Genomic DNA, 13,334 nt, shown 5'->3' with positions numbered 1-13,334 from the left:
GGCCACCCAAATCTTTGGGTTGGACCATATCGCGAAGACCACGGCTCCGTTACATATATAGGTGGAACGCGTCGCGACCATATTCGATCATTACGTGGTAATTTGGGCACAGCCTGTCCCATCTCGCTTCCAGTCCATGCCTTTGAACCGGCGAAATGTAGCTGAAAACAGAAGAATATCCCTTCCAGCGGGCAAGGCGTCCGCGGCGATCGGCATTTGCTTATGAATGGACTTCGGCTAATGGCGTGGCCGCAAGCTTGAGCAGATTATCGAAGAGGCTCTATCGACCGAGCTTAACCTGACCCCCGATCATCGATCCGTAACAAGCGGGTCGCCTCCCCCCTTTCAATATTGGACGATAAACAATGACAACGGATCGAAATGAGCCGCGCACGACCGCACGCCGGGTTTTGATTACGGGTACGGCAGGCTTTATCGGATTTCATCTCGCCATCCTGCTGCTTGACGAGGGCTTCGAGGTTCATGGCTATGACGGCATGTCCGACTATTATGACGTCAACTTGAAGCATCGGCGGCATCAGACCCTGTTACAGCACGCAAATTTTCACGCGACCGAGGCCCTGCTCGAAGATGACGAGAAATTGTGGCAAACGGCCGAAGCTTTTGCGCCGGATATCATCGTCCATCTCGCTGCCCAGGCGGGAGTCCGGTACAGCCTTGAGAACCCCCGCGCCTATATCGAAAGCAATGTCGTCGGCACGTTCAACGTCATGGAAGCTGCTCGCAAGCTCGAGGTCGAGCATCTCCTGATGGCATCGACGTCGTCGGTCTATGGCGCAAACGACGAAATGCCCTTTTCGGAACTGGAGAAGGCGGACACGCAACTGACCATTTATGCCGCCACGAAAAAGGCGAACGAGAGCATGGCGCATTCCTATGCCCATCTCTGGAATCTGCCGACGACGATGTTTCGTTTCTTTACCGTCTATGGCCCTTGGGGACGGCCCGATCTCGCGCTGTACAAATTTGTCGACGCGATCCTCGATGGCCGCCCGATCGATATCTACAATCATGGCGACATGTATCGCGACTTCACCTACGTCACCGATCTGGTCCGAGCCATCCGCCTGCTCATCGACACCCCTCCCGTTCGCCCCGCGTCGAAGGACGAAATCGAGGAAGGCGACAGCCTGTCGCCCGTCGCGCCGTTTCGCGTCGTGAATATCGGCAATTCGGACAAGGTACGTCTGCTCGATTTTGTTGAGGCGATCGAAGCCGAACTGGGAATCAAGGCCGTCCGGAACTACATGCCGATGCAGATGGGCGATGTCCCAGCTACCTGGGCCAACGCCGAACTGCTGCAGCGCCTGACGGGATATCGTCCCCAAACCGACTTTCGCGACGGGATCGCGCAATTTGTGACATGGTTCCGTGAATATTACCGGAAATAGCGCATCGCGATGAAAGGCGATCGCATGCATATCGTCCTGACCGGCAACACGACATTCAAGCTGGCCAATTTTCGCGCCGGATTGGTTCAGCGTCTGATTGCCGCCGGATACAGGGTGACCGTGCTTGCGCCGCCCGACGACTATGTCGGCGCTGTACGGGACATGGGCTGCGATTTTGTTCCGTTGAGCATGGACCGCAACGGCACCTCGCCGATAGCCGAACTTGCTCTGCTGATAAGCATCTTCCGTACCCTTCGCCGCCTCCGTCCCACGTTCGTTTTCGGCTATACGATCAAGAACAATATTTATGCGGGCCTCGCGTGCCGGCTGCTTGGCATTCCCTTCGCGGCGAACGTGACCGGGCTCGGTCCTGCTTTCAACGATGGCGGACTGTTGAATGGCGTAGTCCGCATCCTCTACCGCGCAGCTTTCCGCCGCGCCGAAGCGGTATTTTTCCAGAACGAAAGCGACCGCGACATCTTCCTAGCCGGGCATCTCGTACCGTCCGATCGTGTCCGTCTGTTGCCCGGATCCGGTGTGAACCTGACCCGTTTCGCATTTCAGCCCGTGCCCCCTCACAACGGCAGCATACGGTTCCTGTTGGTCGCGCGCATGCTTTGGGACAAAGGGGTCGGCATTTTCGCCGACGCCGCGGAACAAGTGAGACGCACACACCCCGAGGCACTTTTCCAATTGCTGGGCCCGCTCGATCCCGACAGCAAAACCGGGATAGGCCAACACCAGATCGATCAATGGGTCGAGGAAGGCAGGCTCGTCTATCTCGGTTCGGCAGCCGATGTGCGACCGGCCATCGAGCAGGCCCATTGTATCGTTCTACCCTCCTATTACCGCGAAGGGACGCCTCGCACATTGCTGGAGGCGGGCGCCACGGGACGTCCCGCGATTACGTCCGACATGCCGGGGTGCCGCGATCCCATTGCTGCAGGCGTTTCCGGGATACTCGTTCGCCCTCGCGACAGCGAGGATCTGGCGCGAGCATGTGTCGAGTTTCTTGGGATGTCCCATACCGCACAGGTCGAGATGGGCCGCGCCGCGCGGGAAAGAATGGAGCGCGATTACGATGAAAGGATTGTTATCGACGCCTATATGAGCTTGTTGGACGGACATGGCTTCGCGTAGAGAAGATCGAAAAATTGCCGGATAGTCTATTCCTGACTCCCCCAAAAATTCCGTAAACAGGGGCCGCGATGCCTTCGAGACCTGGCGCTCGATGTGTGGCCGGTTCCTGTGCGAAGCGATCGAGAGACAATAGGATGAATTCAGTGGATGAATGGTTGAAAGACGTCAGGATTGGCGTAGTCGGGCTCGGTTATGTCGGCCTCCCGCTGGCGGTGGAATTCGGCCGTCTGTTTCCGGTCGTTGGCTTCGATATCAAAACCGACCGGATCGCTGCGCTGCGCGAGGGGTATGATGAGACCCGCGAGACCACGGCGGAGGAACTCGAGGCGGCATCGCGGCTCGAATTATCTTCCGACCCCGAAGCGCTGCGGAGTTGCAACGTCTATATCGTCACGGTCCCCACGCCGATCGACCGTCACAAGCGACCTGACCTCACGCCGCTCATCTCGGCGTCGGAAACGGTCGGCGCAGTCTTGAAACGCGGCGACCTCGTCGTTTTTGAATCGACGGTCTATCCCGGCTGTACCGAGGAAGATTGCGTGCCCGTGCTCGAAAGACGATCAGGCCTGACCTTCAATGTCGATTTCACGGTCGGCTACTCGCCCGAGCGCATCAACCCCGGTGACAAGGAACACCGACTTCCCAGCATCATGAAGGTAACGTCCGGGTCAAACGAGGAAACGGCCGAGCGGGTGGATCGGCTCTACGGCCAGATTATCACGGCGGGCACCTTTCGGGCGGAAAGCATCAAAGTGGCCGAAGCAGCCAAGGTCATCGAGAACACCCAGCGTGACCTCAATATCGCGCTGATCAACGAACTTGCGATCATTTTCAACCGCATGGGAATCGATACCGAAGGCGTTCTGAAAGCGGCCGGAAGCAAATGGAATTTCCTGCCGTTCCGCCCGGGTCTCGTTGGAGGCCACTGCATCGGCGTCGACCCCTATTACCTCACGCACAAAGCCGAGGCGATCGGCTATCGTCCCGAGATCATTCTGGCCGGCCGGCGATTGAACGACAGCATGGCGGGCTATGTTGCCGGTCAGCTGGTGAAAACGATGCTGAAACGTCGCATTCAGGTGGAAGGCGCACGCACGCTGGTGCTCGGGCTTTCCTTCAAGGAAAACTGCCCCGACCTCCGCAATAGCAAGGTCGTCGATCTGATCCATGAACTCGGCGACTTTGGCGTTGCGGTGGACGTGTATGATCCCATGATCGATCCAGCCGAGGCAAAGCGGGAATTCGGTATCGAGCCGATCGCAGCGCCGGAGCCGGGCCGGTATGACGCTATTCTGCTCGCGGTGGCGCATAGCGATTACGGCGTTGTTCAGCCGGAACGCATCCGGGATTTCGGCAAGGAAAACTGCGTCGTTTATGACCTCAAATATGCGCTCGACCGGAACATCGTCGACGCGCGCCTCTGACCGGCATCCGAGTGCACGATATTAGCAGGACAAAATATCTTGGGTTTCATTAGCGCGTTCGCCAAAATCAACATCGCAACCTCGCAAGCGATCGACCGGCTTCTACCGGCCTCGGTTCGGCGCGACGGCGGGCGTACCTTCCGCGAAACCTATGCGCCAGAAGCGCTCGAACAAGGGCCCATGATGTACGATCTGGGCGGAGGGTCCCAGCCCTATGCCTCGTTGAAGGACAAGAAGCGTTACGGGCTCAAGGTTGTCGGGCTCGACATCAGCGCCGAGGAATTGGCGCTCGCGCCGACTGGCATTTACGATCGGACCATCGCGGCTGATCTGTGCAGCTTTGTGGGCGACGCCGACGCCGACGTCGTTATATGCCAAGCGACGCTCGAGCATGTTCCCGATGGCCCTGGCGCGATGCGGGCAATTGCGACGATCCTCAAACCAGGGGGACGCGCATATCTCTTTGCGCCGTCGCGCAATGCGCTGTTTGCCCGTCTGAACCTTCTGCTTCCAGAGGGCGTGAAGAAGAAAATCTTGTTCGCGCTCTTTCCCGCAAAAGCGCTCGGTCACGACGGTTTTCCGGCGTTCTACAACGGCTGCACGCCGAGGGAGATCGAGCATTCGGCCAAGATTAACGGCTTGGTCGTCGAAAAGCGGCAGCTTTTCTGGATCAGTTCTTATTTCATGGCGTTCGTTCCAGCCTATCTGATGTGGCGGGCGTTTCAGGGGATTTCCTTTCTGTTCAGGGGCAAAAACGCCGCCGAAACATTTATCTACGTCTTGCGTAAGCCCGTTCAGGGCAAGCCGGACTGATGACGAAAGCACGCCGCGCGCTGTTCCTTTTCCCGAGCGACCGGATGGGGGGAGCCGAGCGCATCACCCGAACCATGGCCGTCGAGGCGGCTCGTTCCGGCGCGTTCGACACGATCGATTGCTTTATCCTGTGCCGGGCGCGAAGCGGCACGCTCGACGGCCTGGAGCAGTTTGACAACGTCAAGCTCCACTACACACTCGCCAGGAATGAAGGTGGCGGGATATTCGGTCTCCTCCGTATCCTCGCGCGGCGCCGCTACGACCTTGTCTTCAGTTCGCTCATCCACCTGAATGCGGTATCCAGCGCCGCGCGATGGATCGGTCTGCTGCGGACGAAACGGCTGGTTGCACGCGAATCCACCATGATGTTCGAACGGACCTTCAAGGGTCTCGGGCGCTTTTATCCCATCCTCTATCGGCTGTACGGCAAGCAGGACCTCATCATCTGTCAAACCGACCGAATGAAGGAATCGCTGGATGCGAATACGCATCACCGCCTCCGTCATTTATTGACCGTCATCCCCAACCCGATCGATACCGACCGGATCGCGCAGGGCCTGCAATCGCCCTCACCAGAGATATTGTCCGCATTGCCGGCCGACAAAACCCTCATCGCATGGTGCGGCCGTCTTCTCGATGTAAAGAATCCGCAGCGCGCAGTGGACGTCTTGAAGGTCCTCCATGGCCGCGGCGCGACGCATATGCATCTGGTATTCATCGGCGACGGACCGCTTCGCGAGGCAACGGAAAATTACGCCCGGCAATCGGGTTTGAGCGAATATGTCACCTTCACCGACTATCTTGCCAACCCGATCCCGGCGTTCATGTTATGCAAGGTGGGTTTGCTGACTTCGGACATCGAAGGTTTTCCGAATGTCTTTCTGGAAATGCTTGCCAGCGGCATATACGGCATAGCAACCACCGATTGTGCCGGCGGACTGGACAGCATCCCGTCGGTCCATGTCGCGCAGGCAAACACAGCGGAGGCTCTGGCTGACACTTTGGAACGGATAGATACCGGTTCACGGAACATGCAAATAACCGAATTTCTCGATGCACGGGACTCCGCCCGTTTCTTTGCAGCCATTATGGGCAATCGATAATGCAGCGCAAACCTACATCATATGCGCCGATTTTTGCTCTCCGTCCCCAAGTGTGGCTACTAGTATCCACGATACTATATTTCCTTCCGTTTTGGGTCGGATCTTACGAATATATATCGGAATATGGCGGCCGATATCGGATCGATTACAACAGTGGCACCATCTACGCCGTAGCGCTGGCTTTGATAAGCATAATTGCCGCAATACTCTTTATCAGAGACAAAAAAATGGACCTGTCCATTGAAGGAAACTATTCGCATGAGGCAATAGCAATAGCGATATTTATCGCTGTATTCGGCATCTATACCCTTTATACACCGGAACTTTTTGAATCGGCAAAGTCCCTCGTCCTCGAAAGCACGAACAGAGGCCATTATATATTCTACAACATTTGCGCAATTGGTCTGGTTTATTCGCTGATGGTCGGATGGAAAAAGCATATGATGCTTGTCCTGCTCAGCTTGTCCGGGCTCGCGCTGGTCATGTATATCGGGCACCGATCAGCCCTCGCGATTGCGATCGCCGGATGCGTCTACCTGCAATTCCGCAACAAATCGCTGCTGAAGCTCAAGCCACTGCATATCATTGGTGCATTGGGCATGATTCTCTTTCTGGCCGTCTACAAATCCATCTACCTCGCAGTAAAGATGGGAGATTTCTCGGCGGTCAAGACCCGACTGACCGAGAACCCCCTGATGGATAATGCCGTTATCGGGTTGGAGCAGTTCCTGACCTTTGCCCACTTGGATTTCGTAGTCACGTACGACTATTCGCTGCCATGCTCCAATCTCTGGAATATTCCGATATCCTTGATTCCCTTCATGGACGAATTTGTGGACGTATCGACCTGCGGCTACAACACGCAAGTCCAGCAAGTTTTCTTTTCGGCATACCGTGGCGGCGTGGCGGCGAACATATGGGCGGAGTTCTATGCCATTTTCGGATATGCGGGAATTCCGCTTGTCGTATTAGCCATTGTAGGACTGTGCAAAGCCCTCGAATATTTCATGAATAGAATTAGGAGCCCTTTGTTAAAGACAGGGCTCATCCTGTCGATTATCAATTTGACTGTATATATTCAGCGAAAAGAACTGATCGGGGGCATCGTTTCTGCCAAGCGTGTTATACTCGTCGTCCTACTCGTATATGGGTTGGCTTATGCCGTTCGTATGCTTACCCCCCGAAAGCTTCGCCCGGCTTAGGGTAAGGACCCGTTAATTCCGCGCTCGAGGTGCGAAGCGATTTTGCTCGGGACGAGGAGGAAAGGTGCAGGAATATGTCGATATTTCAAGACTTTTCGACGAAGCCATGGGCAAAATCGGTCAAATCCCGAAGGGACGCCGAAATGGCTTCGATCTCAGGCTCGCGCGGCCTTGCGGGTAGCGATGCTACCCGCTGCATCCGACCAAGCCCGAAATCTTCGCCATTTCGACGCCTCGAACGTGGAAATAATGGGCCCTGACCCTAGACCCTTCTCATGATGCGACCGTCGATGTCATGATTCTCCTTGGAAGCAAAAGAGCCCGCCATATCGCAGGCCAGATGTTCCTGACCGTCTCTTCGAGCGGATTTCAGGCCGTCTGCGCCGTGCTTGCCCTCGCCATGAATGCCCGGGCGCTGGGCGTCCGGGATTTCGGCATTCTGGCGCTGGTTCAGGCCTATGCTGCGATGATCTCATCGCTCGCCACGTTCGAAAGCTGGCAACCCGTAATCCGCCTTGGGGTGACGTCGCGACTGCGACTGGGGCTGACGCTCAGCAGCGGAATCCTGCTCGATATCTGCGCCGCGGTGGCCGCCACCACGGTTGCCATCGGCGGAATATTGCTGTTCTCCCCGGCGGTTGGCATAGCCGACGGGTATCGCGAACTCGCCGTTATCTATAGCCTCTCACTGCTCGCGGGCGTGGCGGGTACGCCCAAGGGCTTTTTCCGGCTGAGAGGCCGCTACTCAGTTCTCGTCGGCAATCAGATTACGCAGGGCCTGGCCCTGCTGTGCGCATCGGCAGCCTTGTGGTTCTTCGAAGCCGGGCTTGAAATCTATGTCATATGCTTTGCGAGCATTGCCGCGACCTATAATTTTTCCCTTTTCATTCGCATGCTGGTTCATATGCGACGTGACGGCGTCGCCTTGGTGAATCCGCTTCGATCGGCGCTGACGCGTCGATATCTGCGTCAGGTTCTTCGCATGGCGCTGGGCACCAGCCTGTTGTCGACGCTTTGGAATATGCGACGCAACCTGTCGTTGTTCCTCGTCGGCGCCTTGATCGGACCGGCCGCGACGGGTGTATTCGCCGTCGGGTCGAAGCTCGCGAATATGGTCAATCGTATATCCGGCCCCTTGAACCAGGTCCTGTTTCCGGAGATCGTAAAGATCACGCATAGCAGTAGCGGTTCTGACGCCGCTCGACTGACGTGGCGGCTTTCGGCCATCGCGGCGGCGATCGCCGTAGTGCTCGCCGCATTCGCCTACCTCGTTCGCGAGCCGATCGTCCTGCTCGCTGCAGGCCCCGGCTACCAGGGCGCCGGAACCATTTTCGGCCTCCTGTTTCTCGCCGAGTGCATCGGCCTGGCCGGGCTTCACCTGAACGCGGTCATCCAGGGACTCCGCGGCACCGGGCCTTTGCTTTTGATATCGACCGGAGCGCTTCTGCTGTTTTTCTCCTTGTCGGTTGTGCTGGCGGGGCCTGTCGGCGTGAACGGCGTCGCGGTTGCCAGCGTTATCGGGGCCATGTTGATGTACGTGGCGATGTTGATAACGGCACGGTTTGAACTGCGCGGCGCGAGCCGAATTGCGCATGAGAACAAGGCCGGTTCGGATGGCTAGCTATCTCTTTTGCCTGCCTCGCTACCACACGAATGCCGTGCCATGGATGCGAATATTGACCGCTGCCGGGCATAAGCCTTCCGTCGATGTCATGGCGCTCGGCCCAACGGAAAACTACGAACTCATACAGCCCGTCCGACATGATAGCGGACGGTTGTCGCGATTCATGGGCGCGATAGGCATTGGGAAAAAGCGGGAACTCCAAAGCTTCCCCGGCGTTCGCGCCTATTGGCGGCACATGCAGACGATCGACCCCGATGTCGTGATCGTGCGCGGCATCACCCGATGGTTCTGCCGCCTGGCCGCCCTGTTTGCCGTCCTGCAGGGACGCCGGCTGGTCATCTACGATCAGGAAGATGTCGCACCCGCCAAATGGAGCGGGACCTGGCTCAGACGCGCCCTGCTCAAGCGGCTGGGCATTCCGCATTTCACGTCGCGGGTCGACCTTACCCGCGAAGGCGAAGCGAATGCCGGACGGGCTGTAAGCTTGCCTTTCGGTTCCCCGCTAGGCGAAGAGGAGACACGCGCTTTCGCCACGCGGCCACTGGCATGGCCGCCTCGTCTGTTGATGGTCGCCAAATATCGTGACCGCAAGGGGCACGCCCTCCTCCTGGCCGCGCTGGGCAAGACTGCGGCCAAGACTCCCTTCACGATCAGCTTTTGCGGGGAAGAAGCGTCCGATGCCGACACCCGTTTCCGAAACGCCCTCGAAAACCAAGCCGCGGACCTTGGCATTTCGGAGCGCGTTTCCTTCCTGAAGAATATCCCGCACAGCCAGATGGCAGATGTCTATTCGGGCCATGACCTGTTTATCCTCCCGTCCCGGAACGAACCCGCCGCGGTATCGCCCGTCGAAGCCGCTTGGGCCGGGTGCGCCGTCCTCATCTCCCGGGATAGCGGGACACGCGGCTATCTGCCCCCGGGAGATGAATATCATTTCGACCCGGAATCATCCGACGATATGGCCAGGGCAATCCGTGCGATACTGAGCGGGCCGGAGCAACTGGCGCACGCCCGCGCCCAATGCCGGGCTCACCTCGAAGACATCGGATCTTCGGAAACAATTTTGAAAAAGTTCGAATCCTTTATCGCCAGCAAGCCGCGATAGTCAGCGAAACGGATAAAATCGGATCGAAGCGGAGATGTGGTGCTTAGCCAGAAAGCCGATTTGCCGAGGCCGGCGTCAAGCGGATGGTGCGAAGCTCAGCGTCAAAGCCGCTTCCCATGTCCGGAAGGTCTGCGTCGATCGAAAGCTGATACCAACGGCACGGGGTTTGCGGAACCTCTACCACCTTGCTGTGCGACCCGACGGCCAATTCGACGGGCGGCATCCCGCCCTTCTCCTGCCTCTCGGCACAGGACAGGTGCGCGACCAGTTCATCCGGTCCGATCCGGGAATTGCTCGCCAGCGTCCAGCTCAAATCATAGCGTCCCGGCTCGAGCCGAACCAGCTGACGGGCGGCGTAACCATGTGCGCCCGCGATGGGCGAGATAATCAGTTTCTTGGCACGCACGTTGATCGAGGCGCCCAAATTTCCCTCGCTCGCCAGTTCCCAATCGATCGGCGGCATTTGCGACGGTTGATCGAAATTGCCGTTGGTCAGGAGATTGTGCTGCGCCGTGCGGCGGGAAGAAACGCGCTGCAATCCCGATGCCAGCTGTTGCACGGTGTCGAACTGACGCCGTTTTGTCAGCGCCAGCGCGAGATTGCGATCAGTAGCGGTGACTTCGGTTTGCCGCCAGGGTGCCCCTGCAAGAAGCAGGCGCAATTTGACCGCATTCTCAAGGCTTTCAGGCATCGCCGCGACATAGCCCCAATAGCGATCGGACCAGCTGGGTTTGGGCCCCAGAACAGGCGCGAGCGTTGCGACCGCGCCCGGACGCGCCGTCGCCTGGGCCATGGCGCGGATATAGGTGGCACGCATGCTTTCGTTCGTCAGGATCGCGCGGGACAGCCAGCGAAAAAACGCGCCCTCGTCACCGCTTCGCGCCGCTGCATCGATCGATGCGGCGGTGATTAGCGAGCTTCGCCGTGTCAGCTTCCCGCCGATATCGAGCAAGGAACGCCGCGCTGGATCATTCCCGTCCCTCGAGAGGATCAGCAGACCAAGCGCCGACGACGACAGAGGCTCGCTGCGATAAGCCGCTGCTGCAAGCTCGCGTTCCCGTGCGGTCACCTGCGCGCGGGGATTCGACTGGACCCGTGCAGCGTAAGAAGCAAAGGCCAGGTTTCCTTGCGCAGTTCCAAGCGGACCGACACCGAGCATATAGGACGTCGCGGGCCGCTTTGCCTGATGTACGATCGCGCTACTCGCCACTCCGACAAAGCCCGCCACGGCGACGCCAGTCAGCCACAAGATTGCTCGGGTCATATTCACGGCTTCACCAAGGTTTCGCTGTCAACGGGCACCGCTATTCGTCGCCGCCGCCCTTGCCGGCTCCGTAGCTATAACCATAACCATAGCCATAACCATAGCCATAGACCTGGTTCCGCAAGCCGACCTTGGTAACGATCGCGCCAAACAACTTGGCGCCCGACATCCGCAGACGGTTCAGCGCTGTCGCGATCACGCGGTTTTTGGTCGAATTCGCCTCGATCGTGAACAAGACACCCTCGACACGGCGGGCGATCAGCGGCGCGTCGGCAAGTCCGAGCAAAGGCGGAGAGTCGACCAGCACATGGTCGTACCGGTTCAGAAGCGTGGAAATCAGGCCTCCCAACCGGTCGCTGCCTAGCAATTCCGCTGCATTTGGCGGCATTTTGCCCGCAGTAATGATCGAAAAGCCATATTTCGGAAGTTCGGCGATCATGCCGTTCAGATCATCATCGCCCGACAGATAATGGCTAAGGCCGCGCTGATTGGGAATTTCCAAGTAGCGATTGAGCGACGGATTGCGGACGTCGGCATCGACAAGGATGACCGATTTTCCGGTCGCTGCGAGCACCGTCGCGAGGCAGAGCGACGAGTTGCTCTTCCCTTCCTGCGGGCGCGAGGACGTCAGCATGATCGACCGCGGCGCGCCATGTTCGGTCAGGAACGTCAGGTTGGTCATCAACGACAGATAGGCTTCGTAAACAGCGGATTTCTTGTCGGATATCTCCTCGACCACCGATTGCCCGAATACCTCTGGAATGACGCCGAGGAGCGGTAGGCCGAAGCGCGGTTGCACGTCCTGCGGATCGCGGATCGAGCTATCCATTTTTTCCAGCAGCAGTACGATACCTGCGGCCAACCCGAGACCGGCCAGCAGCGCAATTGCCATATTGAACAAAAGGCTGGGACTCGAGGGCGAGTCCGCGGGTTTTGCCCGATCGACGAGCGAGACATTGTTGGTCCCGACGCCCGCAACGCCGATTTCCTTGTAGCGCTGCAACAATCCCTCATAAAGCTGGCGGTTCGAATCCACCTCGCGTTGAAGGATCGCCATTTCGATAGATTCACGCTGCTGGCGATTATATCGATCGGTCAAACCGTCGAGTTCGGCCTGCAACTCGCGTTCCTGCTTTAGAGCTGCGTTGTAAGCTTCGCGGTTGCCGCCCGACGCGCGGCTGGTTTCGGCCGCGATACTCTTGTCGAGCGTCGCAACCTGCGCCCGAAGCGCCACAACGGTTGGATAATCGTCGGCGAAGGTGGTGAGCAACTGGGCCAGCTCGGCCTGCGCCTCGGCTCGCCGTTGGCGCATCGCACCGATCGCCGGAGCGCTGACCTGGGCGACACCCGTCATAGTGTTCGCAAGGTCGGATTCTGCCGCGATGCGCGCTTCACGAGCTTTTGCCAAGGAGTCGCTGATTTGGGCAATATTGGCAGCGACAAGCGTCTGCGTGCGCGTCCGCCCGGAACCGTCGGGGCCCGATGAGAGCGTCACGATACCCTTGTTCACGCTATAGTTGATCAGGGCGCTTTCAGACGTTTCGAGATTTTTCCGCAGCGTTTCGAGGCGTGTTTCAAGATATTTTCGCGCGTCGGAGGTCGCTGCGAACCGGCGATCGATCGTCGCCTGAACGAATTGCGCAACCCACATGTCGGCCAATTTGGCCGAGACGGTGGGCGACGGCGTCGAAAAACTGATATCGACGAGGCTCGAAGTCCGAACCGGCGAAACGGTGAGGTGATCGAGCAGCTTGTCAGCCGCATTATCAGCAGCATCGCGACGCTGCGCGCTGGTCATGCCGGCCTCCGACGCCTCTAGACCGAAGGCTTCGATAAAGGCCTTGTCGGCGGTAAGGTTGCCCGCACGCACGACGCGTTCGGCGAGAGATTCCGACTTCAAAAGCGAATATTGCGTATTGTAGAAGGCCAGTTCGTTGACCGCCGCACGATCCCGATTGCTGTCAACCGAGGTGTCGATCGGCGAGTCCGGCAAAATCTCGACCCGCGCCGTCGACGTATATTCCGGCGTCGCCAGAAAGGTTGCGACCACGCCGAGGATCAACGCGCCAACGATCGACGCGATGACCCATATCCTGTGCGAATAAATCGCGGTCAGTATCTTTTCGATGTCCGGAAGGTTCGTCGAATGGCCCGCGTCACCGCCCTCGTCATAAGGGGACGTACCCGCTTCGGCGGACCTCGCAACACTCTGGTCGCTGGAAACTTCAGTCATTTTGCGATTCATCT

10 protein-coding genes are annotated in these 13,334 nt (G+C 58.3%); 8 read left to right on the top strand and 2 right to left on the bottom strand.

Annotated features, from left to right (window positions below):
• Window positions 1–365: 365 nt before the first annotated feature.
• The 8 genes from HDC35_RS00510 (at window position 366) to HDC35_RS00475 (ending at window position 9,823) form a co-directional block, all read left to right on the top strand.
• Window positions 366–1,412, top strand: coding sequence for a GDP-mannose 4,6-dehydratase (locus tag HDC35_RS00510; protein WP_184642933.1), 1,047 nt, complete (start codon window positions 366–368; stop codon window positions 1,410–1,412).
• Window positions 1,413–1,436: 24 nt separating this feature from the next.
• Window positions 1,437–2,552 (top strand): glycosyltransferase family 4 protein, encoded by a 1,116-nt coding sequence (locus tag HDC35_RS00505; protein WP_260397379.1) that lies wholly within the window; start codon window positions 1,437–1,439, stop codon window positions 2,550–2,552.
• Between the two features lie 143 nt (window positions 2,553–2,695).
• A complete protein-coding gene (gene tviB, locus HDC35_RS00500) occupies window positions 2,696–3,976 on the top strand; it encodes a Vi polysaccharide biosynthesis UDP-N-acetylglucosamine C-6 dehydrogenase TviB (protein ID WP_311770689.1) in 1,281 nt (426 codons plus the stop codon).
• A gap of 39 nt (window positions 3,977–4,015) precedes the next feature.
• Window positions 4,016–4,789, top strand: a complete 774-nt coding sequence (locus HDC35_RS00495) for a bifunctional 2-polyprenyl-6-hydroxyphenol methylase/3-demethylubiquinol 3-O-methyltransferase UbiG (RefSeq protein WP_184642931.1) — start codon at window positions 4,016–4,018, stop codon at window positions 4,787–4,789.
• Entirely contained in the window at window positions 4,789–5,892 is a 1,104-nt protein-coding gene (locus HDC35_RS00490) for a glycosyltransferase (RefSeq protein WP_184642930.1), read from the top strand. The genes HDC35_RS00495 and HDC35_RS00490 overlap by 1 nt, the downstream gene beginning before the upstream one ends.
• Before the next feature lie 227 nt (window positions 5,893–6,119).
• Window positions 6,120–7,094: a hypothetical protein gene (locus HDC35_RS00485; protein WP_184642929.1), complete on the top strand. Its 975-nt coding sequence runs from the start codon at window positions 6,120–6,122 to the stop codon at window positions 7,092–7,094.
• Window positions 7,095–7,434: 340 nt separating this feature from the next.
• Window positions 7,435–8,715 carry a lipopolysaccharide biosynthesis protein gene (locus HDC35_RS00480; RefSeq protein ID WP_184642928.1) on the top strand — a complete coding sequence of 427 codons (1,281 nt, stop codon included), beginning with the start codon at window positions 7,435–7,437 and terminating at the stop codon, window positions 8,713–8,715.
• Window positions 8,708–9,823: a glycosyltransferase family 4 protein gene (locus HDC35_RS00475; protein ID WP_184642927.1), complete on the top strand. Its 1,116-nt coding sequence runs from the start codon at window positions 8,708–8,710 to the stop codon at window positions 9,821–9,823. The genes HDC35_RS00480 and HDC35_RS00475 overlap by 8 nt, the downstream gene beginning before the upstream one ends.
• 43 nt (window positions 9,824–9,866) lie before the next feature.
• Here HDC35_RS00475 and HDC35_RS00470 read toward each other — a convergent pair whose 3' ends face one another.
• Both HDC35_RS00470 and HDC35_RS00465 read right to left on the bottom strand, forming a co-directional pair.
• Complete coding sequence (locus HDC35_RS00470) at window positions 9,867–11,087, bottom strand: hypothetical protein (protein ID WP_184642926.1); 1,221 nt, start codon at window positions 11,085–11,087, stop codon at window positions 9,867–9,869.
• A gap of 40 nt (window positions 11,088–11,127) precedes the next feature.
• On the bottom strand, window positions 11,128–13,320 hold the full coding sequence (locus tag HDC35_RS00465) for a GumC family protein (RefSeq protein WP_184642925.1): 2,193 nt from the start codon (window positions 13,318–13,320) through the stop codon (window positions 11,128–11,130).
• Between the last annotated feature and the right edge of the window lie 14 nt (window positions 13,321–13,334).

This window comes from Sphingopyxis sp. JAI128 (genome assembly GCF_014207235.1).
Classification (GTDB): Bacteria; Pseudomonadota; Alphaproteobacteria; order Sphingomonadales; family Sphingomonadaceae; genus Sphingopyxis.
The sequence above is the reverse complement of the archived record's forward strand: the minus strand, read 5'-3'. Positions and strand labels throughout refer to the sequence as shown.